A 17,674-nucleotide genomic window follows, 5' to 3' on the forward strand; every position below is an offset into this window, starting at 1 on the left:
TACAATGATGAAAAAAAAATTATTATTTCTGACAAGCCTTCTGCTTCTTTCCGGAACAGCCGTGGCTCAGCAGAATGCCTGGAGTAAAACCTCACAGAAAAACGTAAAAGAAACAAGAGAAAGAGGCATAAGAACTTCAGAATACCAATTGGTACATTTAAATACTGACGATCTGAAACATCAGCTTTCCTTGGCCCCGGACAGGAATCACCTTTCCTCAGAAAAAGGAATCCTTGTGAAGTTTCCCAATGATCAGGGAACATTTGATACCTATGAAGTATTTGAAGCATCTACAATGCACCCGGATTTACAGTCAAGATATTCTGATATACGATCTTATGTAGGACAAAAAGTAGGGGATCCTGCTACCAATATCAGATTTACTTATGATCCGTATTTCGGACTGAATGCCGCAGTGAGGGGAATAAAAGGAATGTACTATATAGATTCATATTCCCAGGATAATAAAACCTATATAGTATATGACAGAAAGGATGCGGTTTCCCAAAGCCGTTTCAACTGTCTGTTTAAAGGAGATTCACCTTTAATTGATCTTGCTCCGGATGTACATGGTAAAACCGTTGTAGACGGGTTGATGCGTAAATACAGGCTGGCTATTACCACCACAACAGAATATACTGCTTATGCTGCCCAACAGGCTGGGGTAGGTTCCGGAACTAACGCGCAGAAAAAAGCAGCCGTACTTGCAGCAGTTAATTTAGCGGTAGCCCGACTTAACCAGGTATTTGAAAATGAAATTTCCGTGTCTTTACAGCTTATTGCCAATACAGATCTGTTATTTTTCATTACTTCTGATACTTTTGATGCGTTAGATGCCTATCAGATGATCGATGAGAACGTTACAGTGACCAATAATGCGATCGATGTCAATAATTATGACATCGGGCATGTATTTTTCCAGGCTTCGCAGGATAATGATAACGGCCTTGCTTATACTCCTGCGGTTTGCGGCAGTGTAAAGGCCGGAGGGGTTACAGGGTCTGCAGCTCCTGTAGGAGATCCTTTTGTCATTGATTATGTTGCGCACGAAATGGGACATCAGTTTGGAGCTAACCATACTCAAAATAATTCCTGTAACAGAAATGATGCGACCTCAATAGAACCGGGAAGTGCAAGTTCCATTATGGGGTACGCAGGAATCTGCTCTCCGAATGTACAGAACAACAGTGACGCCTATTTCCATGCGGTAAGTATCCGCGAGATGTATACAAGAATTACCGGATCGGGCGGAAACTGCTCAGTCAATACAGCATCAGGAAACAATGAGCCTACTGCGAATGCAGGACCTGATAAAACAATTCCAATGGGAACCCCATTTGCTTTAACAGGTGTGGGTTCTGATCCGGATGGCGATGCTATTACCTATAACTGGGAACAAATTGATGCCGGTGCGGCAACAATGCCTCCAAGACCTGCCAATGCCGTAGGTCCAATGTTCAGGTCAATGTGGGCGACAACATCTCCTACAAGATACTTCCCAAAACTTTCAACAATTATTTCAGGATATGACGGAACGATTAACACCGCAACAAATCCTAAATCATGGGAAAAGCTTTCAACAGTAGCCAGAACTTTAACTTTCTCATTCATGGTAAGAGATAACAGACCTATTGTTGGTGGACAGACAGGGCGCGATGACATCCAGCTCACTGTATCTGCCGCTGCCGGGCCGTTTACAGTAACTTCCCAGAATGCAGGGGGAGTTGTCTGGAATGCAGGAGCTCCTCAGACCATTACATGGAATGTAGCGAATACCAATGCTGCTCCCGTAAATACAGCAAATGTAACGATACTGCTTTCAAAAGACGGAGGACTTACATTCCCTTATACGCTGGTGGCCAGTACACCAAACAACGGGTCTTATGCGTTCAATGTTCCGGGAGGATTAGGAACGAGCTCAACAGCAAGAATAATGATCAAAGCGATTGATAATGTATTCTTGAATGTGAATACAACAAACTTTACCATCAATTCTACATTAGGAACCAGCGAAACTGAAAAGGCTGAAGAAGGAATAAGAATTTATCCGAACCCTTCAAAAGGAATTTTCACCATCGAAACCGAAGCAGGCAATGGTATTTCGTACACGGTATATGCAATGGACGGAAAACTGGTTAATGCGACCAAAGAAGTAAAAGGAAGTAAGATTCGTGAAGAAGTTAATCTGTCCTATCTCCCTTCAGGTGTTTACATCGTTCAGGTAGATAAAGACGGTCAGAAAATTTCAAAGAAGCTGATCATTAAAAAATAATTCAGGCTTTTGACATAAAAGAAACCGTTCAATCGATATGATTGAACGGTTTTTTATTCTTAATAGAATTTAATACTAATCATTATTAAATTCACTGATAAAATGCAGCTTCACATTCGGGAATTTTTCCTGCGTCATATGAATGGTGAACGAAGAATCCGCCAAAAATACAAGCTGGTCATATTTATCTTTTGCAAGGAAACGCTGCTTTAATCTCGCAAATTCCTTAAACTCCTCAGATTTTTCATCCGCTTCCACCCAACATGCCTTATGCATCGAAAGAGGCTCATAGGTACATTTTGCACCATATTCATGCTCCAGACGGTACTGGATAACCTCATACTGAAGAGCACCCACAGTTCCGATGATCTTTCTGCCGTTCATTTCAAGGGTAAATAACTGGGCAACCCCTTCATCCATCAGCTGATCGATACCTTTTGCTAATTGTTTAGCTTTAAGCGGATCACTGTTGTTGATATAACGGAAATGTTCCGGAGAAAAGCTTGGAACCCCTTTGAAACTTAATTTTTCACCCCCCGTCAATGTATCACCAATCCTGAAGCTTCCTGTATCATGAAGGCCCACGATATCTCCGGGGAAACTTTCATCTACAACCTCTTTTTTGTCTGCGAAGAAAGCGTTCGGAGAAGAGAACTTCATTTTTTTGCCTTCTCTTACCAACAGATAATTTTCATTTCTTTTGAATGTCCCCGAAACAATTTTTACGAAGGCAAGCCTGTCTCTGTGCTTCGGATCCATATTCGCATGGATTTTGAAAACGAATCCTGTAAAATTATTTTCTTCCGGTTTTACAAGACGTATATCACTTTCTTTCGGCTGTGGCATCGGCGCAATTTCAATAAATGCATCCAGTAATTCACGTACTCCGAAATTATTTAAGGCTGAACCAAAGAAAACCGGCTGTAAATCACCGTTCATATACTCCTCACGGTTGAATTCAGGATAGACTGACTGGACAAGCTCAAGCTCATCCCTCAGGTTTTGGGCTGCTTTTTCACCGATCACCTCATCTATCGAAGGATCATTGATATCATCAAACTTAACCGCTTCACCTACCCTCTGTTTCTTTTCTTCCAGGAACAGCTGGATATTGTTTTCCCAGATATTATAAATTCCCTGGAAATCACTTCCCATACCGATGGGAATAGATAACGGAACCACTCTTAATCCCAATTTCTGTTCAACCTCATCCAAAAGATCAAACGCATCCTTACCCTCACGGTCAAGCTTATTGATGAAAACAAGCATAGGGATGTTTCTCATCCTGCAGACTTTTACCAGTTTTTCAGTCTGTTCCTCAACCCCTTTTGCAACGTCAATCACAACGATTACAGAATCTACAGCCGTTAAAGTTCTGTACGTGTCTTCAGCAAAATCCTTGTGACCAGGCGTATCCAGAATGTTGATTTTGTGGTCTCTGTATTCAAAGGCCAATACGGAAGTCGCAACGGAGATTCCTCTCTGTCTTTCGATTTCCATAAAGTCGGAGGTAGCTCCTTTTTTTATTTTGTTGGACTTTACCGCACCGGCTTCCTGGATCGCTCCTCCGAAAAGAAGCAGCTTTTCTGTAAGCGTCGTTTTTCCGGCATCCGGGTGGGAAATGATCCCGAAAGTCTTTCTTTTTTGTATTTCTTTGATTAAGTCTGACATAGTGTATTTTGAAGTTGCAAAAATCGGGATTTTTTATGAGGTTTCAAATAATTTGCAGGAATAAATGGATGATAGTTTGGTTTATGACAGAATACATAAGCCGGCAACCTTCCGGGCAAAGTTACTGAGACTGAAAAATGGCCCGTTTTATTTGAACTAAAATCTAAGTTATTCAGATATCTTTTTGTTCTCTGTCAAATGACTTTCCAGATTGTACTGTTCGGCCGTGCGCTGTCCTATTTTAAGTTCCGGACGGAAGGTTTGGATGCCGTTCAGAAAATGGCGGTACAGTTCAAATTTGTTTTTGATGCTGAAAGAATTGTTATCCAGATCAATACTTTCTTCCTTAATCTGACCCGTTTTGTCTTTTTTAAAGATCCTCAGTGTTATTCTGAAAGAAGGCTGGGAATGAATTCTGTGGCTGATGTCAGGCAAATATACATCGTTGGAGTGATGCAGGTCAGCATACAGTGTTTGGTGAATCATTTCATTCCGTATATTATAAACAGATACACCTTTTTCATCAACGATGATTCGCCGGAAATACTTCTTTTTGAAATTAACCATTAAGTAAATCAAAAAAAGGCAGCATAAAACGAGGCAGGCTTCAGCAAAAATAAGAATGAAAAAATGTAAGGCTCTGTATTCCATGTTATTCATAAAACCAGATCCGGAAATTTCACGGAAAATAAAAAATATAACGACCGCTACCGAAATAATGACCAGCCAGATCAGGCTCCCGGCTAAATACATCAATGGCCGGTTGATCTTGGATTCCATTACTTTAAATTTCTCTTTCATACAGAAGGGTTGAAATAAAATACAAGCCACAAAATAAGTCCACAACTTAAAAGCGCAGCTGATATGATGATTAAAAATAAATACCTGCATTTTCCTGTTCACTGGAAAAGTCTTTTCAAGGCTCATTTTTTGCAGTGATTCGGATGAATAGGCGAAAATAAGTATTTCCTTTTTTAGTTGCTCAAGGCTTTCAAAAAAATTATCTTTGTTTTTATAAATTTTTTACAGAGAAAAGCATGGAAAATAGCAGGTATCCGAAGTTTACCTTCACATGGATCGGCGGTATTGTTTTAGTGTCAGGGTTATTCATAGGAACAGTGGCTGTTTCTTTTTTCGGAAGTTTCTGGAAAATAGCTTTCAGGGAAAACCTAGAACTGAAAGACTGGTTTATGATGCTGACCAATGCAGCAGGTTTTTTGACGGCTATTGCTTTCTTCGATTTTTTTATCGTCAGACCTTCAACCGGAAAAAAACTGAACTTCAACTTTTCTCCAACCAATTTATATACCTATCTCCTGGTATTTCCTATGATGATAGGCATGATGCTGATCTCGGAATTCATCACGTCTCTTATCCCTGTCACAGGGCCATTCTGGGGAAAGTACTACGAATATTTCTCCCAGCTTATGGAGCAGCTGACCTTTGAACCGGTCATTATGATCATCATGACTGTGATCATGGCACCTATCTTTGAAGAGATTATTTTCAGGGGAATTATCCAGAAAGGGCTGATCAATAAAGGAGTAGATCCACGGAGAGCCATTTTTTATGCCTCTGTTATCTTTGGGCTGGTCCACGGAAATCCGTGGCAGTTTGTAGGAGCGGTATTGCTGGGTTGTGTATTGGGCCTTGTCTATCATAAAACAAAATCCCTGCTGCTGCCAATGCTGTTGCATGGGTTCAATAACCTGTGTTCCTCATTGCTGGTTACTTATACCAAAAGTGAAAGCTTTGCAGACGCTTTCAAAATTTCCGAATGGGTTATTCTGGCCGTTGGAATTGTACTTTTTTCTCTGTTCTTCTATCTTTTTACGAAAAAGAACAAAATACATTACACTGAAATTTAATAAGAAACTAATAAGGTTGGCCGTAAATAATATACGGGCAAAAATGAATTGAGCAAAAATGAATATAAATATGGAATTATTGGTTGCCACGCACAACGAACATAAAAAAGAAGAGATCCAGCAGATCCTGGGGAATCATTTTACAGTAAAAAGCCTTACCGATTATAATATTCATGAAGAAATTGTAGAAGATGGTGATTCCTTCAATGCCAACGCCCTGATCAAAGCGAAATACTGTTTTGAAAAAACCGGAATTCCAAGCTTAGGGGACGACAGCGGTCTGGCTGTGGAAGCTTTGGATGGCAGACCCGGAATTTTTTCCGCACGCTATGCAGGCGACCATGATTTTGCTAAAAATATCGAAAAGGTTTTAAGTGAATTGAAAGATCAGGAAAACAGAAAAGCCTATTTCATTACCGTTCTATGCTATTATGATGAAAATGGCGCCCGCTATTTTGAAGGCCGGGTTTACGGAAATTTGCTCACGGAAAATAAAGGGCATAAAGGCTTTGGATATGATCCCATCTTTGTCCCTGAAGGATATGACAGGACTTTTGCAGAAATGAATCCTGAAGATAAAAACAAGATAAGCCACCGCAAGCAGGCATTGGACCTGTTCCTGGACTTCTTAAAAGTAAATGAATAATTAATTCTATGTCAGTCTGTATTTAAACTTACATTCAAAAGATAGGTTTAAATTTTCTGTCGTACATTTGTTACAATAAACTATTGATTTGAGTACTTATTTAACGATATTAGGCTTTAATTCAGCTATTCCGACCATTAATTCCTCACCCACGGCCCAGCTGCTGGAAATGGAAGAAAGACATTTTCTGATCGATTGCGGAGAAGGAACCCAGGTACAGCTGAGAAAAGCAAAAGCGAGATTTTCAAAGATCAATCATATCTTTATATCGCATCTCCATGGAGACCATTGTTTCGGTCTTCCCGGTCTTATTGCCTCTTTCCGTTTGCTTGGAAGGGATACCCCGCTTCATGTTTACGGTCCGAAAGGAATCAAAAAAATGCTCGAAACCATCTTTACAATTACGGAAACGCACCGTGGTTTTGAAGTCGTTTACCACGAGCTGGATAAAGACTATTCCGAAAAAATCTATGAAGACAGCAGGGTAGAAGTATATACCATTCCTTTAGATCACAGGATATACTGTAACGGGTATCTTTTTAAAGAAAAACTTAAAGACAGACACCTGAATATGAAGGAAATCGCCAAATACAGCGAAATAGAAACCTGCGACTACCACAATATAAAAGCAGGAAAAGATGTCATACTGAGTGATGGTTATGTCCTCAGAAATGAAGTGCTGACCCTGGACCCGGCACCTCCTGTTTCCTACGCTTTCTGCAGCGATACCCGGTATCTTGAAACAGTGCTCCCGATCATTAAAAATGTAACGGTTCTGTACCACGAATCCACCTTCCTTCACGATCTGAAAGAAATGGCAGACTATACCGGACATTCGACGGCTTTGGAAGCGGCAATGATCGCCCAGAAAGCGGAAGTCGGCAAACTGATCCTGGGACATTTTTCAAACAGATATGCAGATCTTACTGTATTTACCGATGAGGCCAGAAATGTTTTTCCCAATACCTTCCTGCCAAAAGCATTGGAGAGCGTAAAAATTTAAAACCTGTATGCTTAATTTTGAAGAATTGAAAAGCTTTTTGAATGAAAAAGCAGATCAGTACAACAGCCCAGACTTCATTGCAGATGATCCCATACAGATCCCACACCGTTTTACTGTAAAGCAGGATATAGAAATTGCAGGTTTTCTGGCCGCCACTATTTCATGGGGAAACCGGAAGTCAATCATCAGATCTGCCGACAAAATGCTTGATATCATGGGGAATTCTCCGTATGATTTTGTGTTGAATTATTCTGAAAAAGACCTGGAGATCCTTCAGGACAAAAGTATCCACAGAACCTTTAACGGTCAGGATTTTGTTTATTTCATCAGACAGTTCAATAAAGTTTATAAAGACAATGAAAGTCTGGAAAATTTATTTACAGTAAATGATCAGGAAACTAATTTTCAGCATGCTATTGAAAGATTCAGGAACAGTTTTCTGGAACCGGAGAAGCACAGAAGCCACAAACACATCAGCTCGCCTTATAAAAATTCTTCCTCCAAAAGAATCATTATGTTTCTGCGCTGGATGGTGCGTAAGGACAAACGTGGCGTAGATTTTGGTATTTGGGAAGGTATAGATCAGAAAAACCTCTCAATCCCGTTAGATGTACATACAGGAAATATTTCCAGAAAACTAGGCTTGGTTTCCAGAACACAGAATGACTGGAAAACCGTGGAAGAGCTGGATGCAGCCATTAGAAAATTTGACGAAAATGATCCGGCTAAGTATGATTTCGCATTATTTGGGCTTGGAGTCACCAAAGAACTCTTATAACTTATAGAAAGGATGGAAAAAGAAAAAGAAAAGACAGAAGTTTTAGAAAAAATTGCGAACGGTATTACATGGTGGGTAGGTTCTATTCCTTCGCTTATCGTTCATACCTTATTCTTTATCACATCATTTCTTTTACCGATGCTCAATCTTGTTGAGTTCGATAAGATGCTTCTGATTCTTACAACAGTGGTTTCGCTGGAGGCTATCTATCTGGCTATTTTTATCCAGATGTCCGTCAACAAGAGTCACGAGAAAATTGAAGATATCCAGGAAGATATTGAAGAGATCAGCGAGGACATTGAAGACATCCAGGAAGATATTGAGGAGATCAGTGAAGACATCGAAGAGATCAGCGAGGATATCGAGGAAATCAATGAAGATATTGAGGATATTCAGGAAGATATTGAAGAGATTAATGAAGACGAAGATGATGAAGACCATAATGAAAGGGCTAAGAACGTCATTCTGAAAAGCAATGTAAGTTCCAATAAAAATGAGATTAAAGCTCTGAAAGATATTATCAGCCAGTTAAAAACAGAAATAGAACAGCTGAAAAAGGAGTAACGAAACAGCTTTAATTATCATTGATAATTTTCTTAAAAAACAAAAGCAGACCGTATACATCACAGGTCTGCTTTTTTATGCTGATTTACAAGTTGAGAATTAAACCCTACTAATTTTGTGGAATATGTAATTATAAAATAGATTTATTGTGAATGCATGTGGTAAATTATTTGTATCTGCTGGAAAAAATATGGTTTTTACTAATATTTTTGCTACATTTGAACAAACAAAAATAAAATGTTTAATTATAGACTGAATAATTACTTTTTAGTTACGATGTTTCTATTGGCTTCTGTTTCTGCATTTTCGCAAAAAGCAGCCAGAAAGCCACAGCAGGAAAAGTTTAGTGCACAGAGTAAAAAAGCCGGAGCATTTATAGATGTAAATGTACCTACTTATGCACCTTCTGCGTTCAGCATAGATCAGCTGGTGAAAAATGTGCTGATTTCCGGAGGATCTGTCTGCGCGGCTCCCAATGTGAGCAATGTAACTATCTCCCCCAATCAGCTGCCGACAGATACAGAAAGAGCTTGGGGATATTTTCATAAAGGAACCACCAATTTTCCTTTTACGGACGGAGTTGTGCTTGTTTCCGGTAAAGCAAGAAGAGCAGGAAATGGATTGGAATCATCTACATTAGGTGATATGGTTCCGGGAGCAGGAATAAATGATCCGGATCTGGTAGCAGCGATTAATCCGCCGGATGTCCTTAAAGATGTTGTATCTCTGGAATTTGATTTTGTTCCGAACAGCAATCAGGTGAAATTTAATTATTTATTTGCTTCAGAAGAATATACAAGTGGATTTCCGTGTGGCGATTTTGCAGACGGTTTTGCGCTCCTTCTTAAAAAAGCAGGTGACCCAACCTATGAAAATTTGGCTATTTTACCCAACGGAGCGGGCCCGGTAAGTGTTCTTAATATCGTGCCACCTGGAGTGGGATGTGATGGAGAAACTATTAACGAGCAGTACTTCGGCGGATTGAATACCCAGAATATTGAAACCAATTTCATAGGTAGAACCGTACCCCTTACAGCAGTGGCGACGGTTGTCCCGGGCCAGACCTATCATTTTAAAATGGTTATGGCAGATGCAGTGGATACCAATTATGATTCCGCAGTATTTCTGCAGGGAGGATCATTTGATATCGGAATGACTATCGTTGACAGTAACGGAAACCCTCTCGGAGATACCCTGAATATGTGTGATAATACTCCACAGACTTTAAAAGCACAGGTAACTGCCGTTCCGGGAATGACTTACAAATGGTACAAAAACGGAGTTGTGATTCCTAATGCAACCAGTGCCGTATATATAGCGACCTCGCCGGGAGTGTATGAAGTGAGAACTTTTGTAAGCGGAACAGAATGCCAGAAGGCAAACATTACCATTATAGGAGGAACTTCTCCTGCTGCCCAGAATGCGACATTAAAGCTTTGTGCTACGCCTTCTCTCAGTACTTTCAATTTAGAAGATGCAAAACCACAGATAAGTACAACACCGGGTGCCGTATTTAGCTTTTATGCCAATCAGGCGGATGCACAGGCTCAAAACAGCAGTTTTATTACCGGTCTCACGAATTATAACGGTACCGACGGACAGGTGATCTATGTAGTCGTTTCCAATGGAGCGTTCTGCAGCAAAATTGTAACACTGACGTTGAAAAGAGAGGAAACACCTGTTGCCCAGCTTAATGCTCCGAGACTGAGGATCTGTGAAGGGGAAGCCCTTATATTAACAGCTTCCGGTGGTGTAACCTACCAATGGGGAGATGCTTCTTCTACCGGAGGAGTAAGAACAGTGAGTCCAACCCAGACAACAACTTATACAGTATATGCTATCGGTGCACAGGGATGTAGATCATTACAACCTGCTACCATTACTATTGATGTAGTTCCTGCTATTGTATCCTCACTGAAAGGTGGGCAGATCTGCGAAGGAGATATGATCCTTTTAGATGCCGGATCCGGACCTGGATATACCTATGAATGGAATACAGGAGAAACCTCTCAGGGGATTACCGTATCAACTCCGGGTGAATATACAGTAATGATCAGCAATGGAGTATGTTCCAAAGAATTTAAAACCCAGGTAATACGGGCTGTAGTTCCTGAAATCATAAAAGTTGAATATAACGACAGCGGAACAATGATTCTTACAGCAAGTAATCCTAGTAACGGTCCGTTAGAATATTCCGTAGACAACGGCTTTACATGGCAGGCATCCAATGTATTCTCCAATGTTCCTAAAAATACAGTGATATCCATTCGCGTTAAAGTGAAAAATACCAGCTGTGTAGGATTCCTGGAATACTTTACATTTGTCATGAAAAATGTGATCACGCCGAACGGAGACAATGTAAATGATATCATAGATTTCAGCGGAGTAAGCAGCTACAAAGACTTCCATGGCCTGGTTTTCGACCGTTACGGAAGAGAAGTGTTCAAAGCCGGAAAAACAAGACCGTATTGGGATGGCTATTTCCAGGGGAAACGTCTGCCAACCGCTTCTTACTGGTACCAGGTGACCTATCAGGATCCTGCCAGTAAACAGACGGCTGTGAAGACAGGATGGATTCTTCTTAAAAATTTAGAATAATATTTTATATAGTTTATGGAAAGGCTGGCATTTTTGTCAGCCTTTCTTATTGTTTTCAGACAAAGCAGGATTTATATTGCAGAATAACTAAACTTGTATTAGTGATAATGTAAATTGCGTTAAATTAAGTTTCAATCAAAAAAAATAGTATTTTTGTTTAAAATACTATAAAATGTTAAATAGGAGGATTGGAAATTTATTTTTGGCGTTATTTTTTGCATTAATCGGAAGCTTTGTTTTGGCTCAAAACACAGACAGAGCAGCGATACCTGCTAAAAAAGCTAATGCAACTTCTATGAAAGCAGGTGTTTTTATAGATGTAAATACACCCAATTATACGGAATCCAATTTCAGCATTACACAGCTGGTGAAAGATGTACTGATTTCCGGAGGATCCTGTTCTACATCCAATGTGAGCAATGTCAGCGTTTCTCCTAATCTGGCAGTAAATGATGCTGCCCGAAGCTGGGGATTTTTTAATAAAGGAACTACCGGTTTTCCGTTTGCAAAAGGAATCGTCCTTTCAACGGGATATGCCGCAAAAGCAGGAAATAATTATCAGGGAATTCTGAATGACGGTCTGAATACTTTTGGAGATACAGATCTGGCTACCGCGCTGGGAATTAATAATGGTGAACTGAGAGATGCTACCTATATTGAATTTGACTTTATTCCTGCTTCTACAGAAATTACATTCAGATACTTATTTGCATCCAAAGAATATGCGCCTGGATTCCAGTTTGCATGTACCAAATCAGACGGATTTGCTTTATTGCTGAAGAAAGCGACTGATCCTACCTATACTAATCTGGCAGTGCTTCCCGGAGGTGCGGGACCTGTGAGTGTGACAAACATTCACCCGGCAATTCCCAATGGCTGTCAGGCTGTTAATGCATCTTATTTTGCAGGAATCAATAACCCGATTGTTGAAACTAATTTTGACGGACGTACCATTCCTTTGACCGCAAAAGCTACTGTAATTCCAGGTCAGACCTATCATTTTAAAATGGTTCTGGCAGACTTCAGTGACAGAAATTACGACTCAGCGGTATTTCTGGAAGCGGGATCATTTGATATCGGAGTGAAAATTCTGGATCCTGCCGGAGTGCAGCTTCCTGACACAGTGAATATGTGTGACAATGCCCCTCAGACATTTACAGCTTCCGTACAGGTTCCTAACGTTACCTATCAGTGGTTTTTAAATAACAACCCTATTCCCGGCCAGACCGGACCAAGTTATACTGCCACACAGCCGGGAGTATACAGTGTTCAGGTATTTATCCAGGGGAATACATGCCCGGGAACAGGAACCATTACAGTAGTGGGAGGGACATCCCCTACAGTACAGAATGCTACCCTGACAGCCTGTTACACCGCAGGAAATGCGACATTTAATTTACCTTTAGCACAGGGCTCCATAAGTACAACGCCCGGTGCAACATTTTCATACTATCTCAACCAGGCAGATGCACTTGCCGGAAATTCAAATACCATTCCCAGCCCTGCAACATATTCAAATCCGGGAGGCCAGACTATATATGTTCTTGTCAAAAACGGATTCTGTTCCAAAGTGGCAGAATTACAGTTGATAAAAGCTCCTCAGATGACGGCATCAATTTTGCCGCCGGCGGTACTGACCTGTGTCAGCTCACAGACCACTTTAGATGCTTCAGCTTCTGTGTATCCTGCAGGAACTGTTTTTAACTGGACAACTACGGGAGGAAATATTGTTTCAGGAGGAAATACATTAACCCCGGTCATCAATGCTCCGGGAACTTATACTTTAACCCTGTCAAAAACCTATCAACCGGGAAGTGTTATCTGTACAGCTGTTGCCAGCGTTACCGTTACAGGAGACAGTGCTCCTCCGGTTACAGGGCTTGCAGCAAGCAAAATACAGATATGTAATGGTGAATCGGTAACTTTAACGGCATCAGGAGGTACTACGTATAATTGGACAGGACTTCCCGGAACGGGAAATACCCAGACCGTATCACCTACTACAACTACTACGTACACAGTGACTGCCGTAGGAGCCAATGGATGTGTATCTCAAAACCCTGCTACGATCACTATACAGGTTTCGCAGCCAATTACTGTACAGAATGCCATATTGCATAAATGCTACGCACCGGGACTGACCTATGACCTGACAACTGCTCAAGGCCAGATCACTTCTTCAGGAGGTGGTGTTACCTTTACCTATTATATCAGCCAGGCTGATGCTCTTGCGGAAAATAACAATTTTATTGCGACACCCACGTCCTATTCGCCTCCGGGAAATCAGACCATCTATGTACTGGTGAAAAACGGAGGATGTCATTATGTGGTTTCCCTTCAGTTATTGAGAACGGCTGAAACAACACTTACGATAGCAGCACCGCAGGAAATAACCTGTACCACACCTCAGACTACATTGAATGCTTCAGCATCTGTAGTGCCTGCAGGATCTACTATTGCATGGACAGCAGCAGGAGGTGGAAATATTGTCTCAGGTGCCAATACGCTTACTCCTGTAGTGAATGCAGGAGGAACTTATACACTTACAGTTACCAATGTATCCCAGCCCGGAAATTTAACATGTACGTATACAGCAACCGTTACCGTAACACAAAATACAACATTGCCAACGGCAACCGTTGTCTCTTCTCAGCCAAGAATATGTTTGGGAGAATCGGTGACATTAACGGCTTCTGGTGGCGTTACCTATAACTGGGTAGGACTTCCAGGAAACGGAAATACCCAGGTGGTTTCTCCAACTTTAACTACCGTATATACCGTATATGCAGTGGCAGCTAACGGATGTGTTTCTGCAACTCCGGCAACGGTTACCGTTGTAGTCGGGCCACCAACGGCAGGAATATCTGCCTCTAAAACAAAGATATGTGCAGGAGAATCCGTTACAATTACCGCTACAGGAGGAATTACCTATAACTGGATGGGACTTCCCGGAAACGGAAGTACCCAGGTGGTTTCGCCAACAGTGACTACAGAATACTCTGTTTATGCACTGGGAGGTAATGGCTGTAGTTCTGTGCTGCCTGCAAAAGTGACAATCGAAGTAGTACCTGCCATTGTATCTACATTGCACGATGTGTATGTCTGTGCAGGAGATACAGGGATTTTAGATGCCGGTGCAGGGCCTAGTTATACCTACCTATGGAGTACAGGAGCAACAACGCAAACCATATCGACCAATGTTGCCGGAACGTATACGGTGACGATCAGTAACGGGGTTTGTTCTAAGGTTTTCACTGCTAAGCTGCTAAATCCTGATCTGCCTCAGTTTACGAATATAGTATATGATAACCATGTGCTTACCCTTACAGCAAGCAATCCTACGGGAGGTGTCCTGGAATATTCAATAGATGGAGGTGTGGTATGGCAGCCGTCCAATATATTCTATAATGTCTTAAATAATACAAACTACCATGTGATGGTAAGGGTTAAAGATGCAAAATGCGGTACATCATTAGATTACTTCACATTTGTAATCAGCAACGCCATCACTCCCAATATGGATGGAGTAAACGATACAATAGATTTCTCCGGAATCAGGGGGTATAATAATTTTGCAGCATCGGTATTTGACCGGTATGGAGCACAACTTTTCAAGGCAACCAAAACTGATGCTGTATGGACAGGCTCCTTAAAAGGAATGAATCTGCCTACAGGAACCTACTGGTATAAGGTACAGTGGGAAAACCCTGCCAGTAAGAAACTTGAGCTCCGTTCAGGCTGGATATTGTTAAAAAACAGAAACTAATAGATAAACCTTCCATATTTGGAAGGTTTGTTTTTTTTATGTTAAAAAATAGGTAAAAAATACAGGATATATTTAGAAATAAATTAAATTTGTTGAAACAAAAGTATTATGCGAAGAAGTCTACTGTTCTTTTTATTTTTCCTCGTCGTTTCGACATTTTTATATTCACAGGTAAACGGTCCCCGTAAGCCTCCCAAAAATCAACCTTCCGGATCAGTTACTCAAAAAGCAGGCGCATTCATAGATGTAAATGTGCCGGGATATGCAGAATCTGCCTATTCAATTACGCAGCTGGTAAAAGATGTCCTGATCTCTTCAGGAACAAATACTTGTGTAACGCCTACTGTATCCAATGTGAAAATTACCCCTAACCATGCCGTAACAGATGCTGACAGATCTTGGGGATATTTCCATAAAGGAACTACCAATTTTCCTTTCAAAGACGGGATTGTACTTTCTACCGGATTTGCCAGAAGAGCAGGAAACAATTCTGAAATGAATCTGAGTGATAATAATGGAGGAGGAACAGATTCCGACCTGGCACAGGCTATCGGTGCTACCGGAACTCTTACTGACGGTGTTCTTTTGGAATTTGACTTTGTTCCTACAACCTCACAGATCAAATTTAATTATATCCTGGCATCTGAAGAGTATTCAGGCTCATACCCATGCCAGTATGCAGATGCCTTTGCAATTTTACTTAGACCGACATCGGGAGGACCTTATCAGAATATGGCCGTACTTCCCGGAGGTGCCGGTCCTGTAAGTATTACCAATATCCACCCATTAATTCCCGGAGGTGGCGGTTGTGCTGCCGTTAACGAACAGTATTTCGCAGGATATAACACTACCGGTATAGAGACGAATTTTGAGGGAAGAACGATTCCTCTTACGGCAACTGCTACTGTAACCCCAGGACAGGAATACCACTTTAAAATGGTGGTTGCTGATTATGCACCAGGAAGTTTTGAAGATCATGGCTGGGATTCTGCCGTGTTTTTAGAAGGAGGATCATTTAATATCGGTGTGGAGCTTTTAGATCCAAGCGGTGCTACATTGCCTTCTGACATTAATGTCTGCGACAATGTACCGCAGGTGATCACGGCCTCAGTAAGCGACCCGAACTTATTATATCAATGGTTCCTTAACGGAGCTCCTGTGGCCGGTGCTACCACAAACAGTATTACAGCTGTACAGCCCGGAACATATACCATTGAAGTAAGCGTTCCCGGAAATCCTTGTCCGGGTAAAGCCACTATACAAATTCATGGAGGAACTACTCCTCAGGCACAGGATGCTACACTTTTGCTGTGTGCTACACCGGATATTACCACCTTTGACCTTACTAATGCTATGCCGTCGATAAGCCCGACACCGGGAGCCGTATTCAGATTCTATGAAGATCAGGCTGATGCTGTGGCCCAGAATGGTGCCTATATTCAGAATATTTTAAATTATAACGGTACAGACGGACAGATCCTTTATACCGTGGTTTCAAACGGAGGCTTCTGCAGCAGGCTTATAGAATTAACTTTGCTCAAAGAAACAACACCTGTTGCCGGTATAAAGTCTTCAAGAATTAAAGTTTGTCCGGGAGAAACAGTAACCCTGACAGCTGAAGGAGGAGTAACGTATCAATGGGTTAATTTCCCGGGTACAGGCAATACACAGACCGTAACACTGCATCAGACCACTACATTCACTGTTTATGCAGTCGGGACAAAAGGATGCCGTTCACTGAACCCTGCTACCATAAAGGTAGAAGTTACGCCGGAAATCACTTCACCTTTGAAAGATGTAGAAATGTGTCTGGGTGACCGTATTACACTGGATGCAGGTGCAGGTCCCAATTATAAATACTTATGGAGTACAGGAGCTACAACACAAACTATTCCTGCAGACAGCTGGGGCGTTTATACAGTAGAAGTGGACAACGGATTCTGTAAAAAGATCTTCACGGCAAAAGTAGGAGGGGCAGCTACTCCTTTCGTGACGGCCGTGAATTATGAAAGCGCTAAAAAAACAGTAACGATTATTGCACAAAATCCTGCGATGAACAATACTCCAAGTACTTTGGAATATTCTTTAGACAATGGAATCACATGGCAGCAGTCTAATGTTTTCACCAACCTTTTAGACAACACCAACTATACAGTAATGATTAGAAGAGTAGGGACTCATTGTGTCGGAACTTTTGATTTCTATACCCTGCAGATTAATAATATCATTACGCCGAATGATGATGGGGTGAATGATGTGCTGGATCTTAAAGCATTGGTTGGATTCAAAAATTTCACAGGATCTGTTTTTGACAGATATGGTGTGGAAATGTTCAAATTCTCTAAAGAAAAACCTATATGGGATGGAACCGTAGGAGGAAAAAAACTTTCTACAGCGACTTACTGGTATAAATTTAATTTCGAATATCCTAAGTCAAAAGTTCAGATGAACTGGTCCGGATGGATCATGCTTAAGAACCGTGAATAAAAGACAAAGCATACATAAAAA

General features: G+C 41.2%; 11 protein-coding genes. 9 read left to right on the forward strand and 2 right to left on the reverse strand.

The genetic code is table 11. From position 1 onward, the window contains the following. The first annotated feature begins 4 nt into the window (after positions 1 to 4). Positions 5 to 2,272, forward strand: coding sequence for a reprolysin-like metallopeptidase (locus tag IX38_RS11125; RefSeq protein WP_051884642.1), 2,268 nt, complete (start codon positions 5 to 7; stop codon positions 2,270 to 2,272). Positions 2,273 to 2,347: 75 nt separating this feature from the next. Here the strand turns inward: IX38_RS11125 and IX38_RS11130 are convergent, their stop codons facing one another. Both IX38_RS11130 and IX38_RS11135 read right to left on the reverse strand, forming a co-directional pair. After that, positions 2,348 to 3,943, reverse strand: a complete 1,596-nt coding sequence (locus IX38_RS11130) for a peptide chain release factor 3 (protein ID WP_034704902.1) — start codon at positions 3,941 to 3,943, stop codon at positions 2,348 to 2,350. Between the two features lie 168 nt (positions 3,944 to 4,111). Next, positions 4,112 to 4,744: a hypothetical protein gene (locus IX38_RS11135; protein WP_131368663.1), complete on the reverse strand. Its 633-nt coding sequence runs from the start codon at positions 4,742 to 4,744 to the stop codon at positions 4,112 to 4,114. Between the two features lie 236 nt (positions 4,745 to 4,980). Between IX38_RS11135 and IX38_RS11140 the strand changes: the two genes are divergently transcribed. From IX38_RS11140 to IX38_RS11175, 8 genes are all read left to right on the forward strand, one after another. Continuing rightward, complete coding sequence (locus tag IX38_RS11140) at positions 4,981 to 5,811, forward strand: CPBP family intramembrane glutamic endopeptidase (protein ID WP_034704906.1); 831 nt, start codon at positions 4,981 to 4,983, stop codon at positions 5,809 to 5,811. Positions 5,812 to 5,869: 58 nt separating this feature from the next. Continuing rightward, positions 5,870 to 6,457 (forward strand): RdgB/HAM1 family non-canonical purine NTP pyrophosphatase, encoded by a 588-nt coding sequence (rdgB, locus tag IX38_RS11145; RefSeq protein ID WP_394331186.1) that lies wholly within the window; start codon positions 5,870 to 5,872, stop codon positions 6,455 to 6,457. Between the two features lie 88 nt (positions 6,458 to 6,545). After that, entirely contained in the window at positions 6,546 to 7,460 is a 915-nt protein-coding gene (locus tag IX38_RS11150; protein ID WP_034704909.1) for a ribonuclease Z, read from the forward strand. Positions 7,461 to 7,467: 7 nt separating this feature from the next. After that, positions 7,468 to 8,238 carry a TIGR02757 family protein gene (locus tag IX38_RS11155; RefSeq protein WP_034704910.1) on the forward strand — a complete coding sequence of 257 codons (771 nt, stop codon included), beginning with the start codon at positions 7,468 to 7,470 and terminating at the stop codon, positions 8,236 to 8,238. 12 nt (positions 8,239 to 8,250) lie between these two features. After that, positions 8,251 to 8,802 carry a DUF1003 domain-containing protein gene (locus IX38_RS11160; RefSeq protein ID WP_034704911.1) on the forward strand — a complete coding sequence of 184 codons (552 nt, stop codon included), beginning with the start codon at positions 8,251 to 8,253 and terminating at the stop codon, positions 8,800 to 8,802. A gap of 237 nt (positions 8,803 to 9,039) precedes the next feature. Then, the gene (locus IX38_RS11165) at positions 9,040 to 11,400 is read left to right on the forward strand and encodes a T9SS C-terminal target domain-containing protein (RefSeq protein ID WP_034704914.1); all 2,361 of its coding nucleotides are present in this window, start codon (positions 9,040 to 9,042) and stop codon (positions 11,398 to 11,400) included. A gap of 172 nt (positions 11,401 to 11,572) precedes the next feature. Continuing rightward, a complete protein-coding gene (locus tag IX38_RS11170; protein ID WP_034704916.1) occupies positions 11,573 to 15,166 on the forward strand; it encodes a T9SS C-terminal target domain-containing protein in 3,594 nt (1,197 codons plus the stop codon). Positions 15,167 to 15,274: 108 nt separating this feature from the next. Further along, positions 15,275 to 17,653: a T9SS C-terminal target domain-containing protein gene (locus IX38_RS11175; protein WP_034704919.1), complete on the forward strand. Its 2,379-nt coding sequence runs from the start codon at positions 15,275 to 15,277 to the stop codon at positions 17,651 to 17,653. The last annotated feature ends 21 nt before the right edge of the window (positions 17,654 to 17,674 follow it).

Origin of the sequence: Chryseobacterium luteum, assembly GCF_000737785.1 — a bacterium.
In the GTDB taxonomy this organism is placed as follows: domain Bacteria; phylum Bacteroidota; class Bacteroidia; order Flavobacteriales; family Weeksellaceae; genus Chryseobacterium; species Chryseobacterium luteum.

Coding starts and splice junctions, on each gene's coding strand:
- IX38_RS11125 (WP_051884642.1), top strand. CDS start 5: ATGATGAAAAAAAAATTATTATTTCTGACAAGCCTTCTGCTTCTTTCC.
- IX38_RS11130 (WP_034704902.1), bottom strand. CDS start 3,943: ATGTCAGACTTAATCAAAGAAATACAAAAAAGAAAGACTTTCGGGATC.
- IX38_RS11135 (WP_131368663.1), bottom strand. CDS start 4,744: ATGAAAGAGAAATTTAAAGTAATGGAATCCAAGATCAACCGGCCATTG.
- IX38_RS11140 (WP_034704906.1), top strand. CDS start 4,981: ATGGAAAATAGCAGGTATCCGAAGTTTACCTTCACATGGATCGGCGGT.
- rdgB (WP_394331186.1), top strand. CDS start 5,870: ATGAATATAAATATGGAATTATTGGTTGCCACGCACAACGAACATAAA.
- IX38_RS11155 (WP_034704910.1), top strand. CDS start 7,468: ATGCTTAATTTTGAAGAATTGAAAAGCTTTTTGAATGAAAAAGCAGAT.
- IX38_RS11160 (WP_034704911.1), top strand. CDS start 8,251: ATGGAAAAAGAAAAAGAAAAGACAGAAGTTTTAGAAAAAATTGCGAAC.
- IX38_RS11165 (WP_034704914.1), top strand. CDS start 9,040: ATGTTTAATTATAGACTGAATAATTACTTTTTAGTTACGATGTTTCTA.
- IX38_RS11170 (WP_034704916.1), top strand. CDS start 11,573: ATGTTAAATAGGAGGATTGGAAATTTATTTTTGGCGTTATTTTTTGCA.
- IX38_RS11175 (WP_034704919.1), top strand. CDS start 15,275: ATGCGAAGAAGTCTACTGTTCTTTTTATTTTTCCTCGTCGTTTCGACA.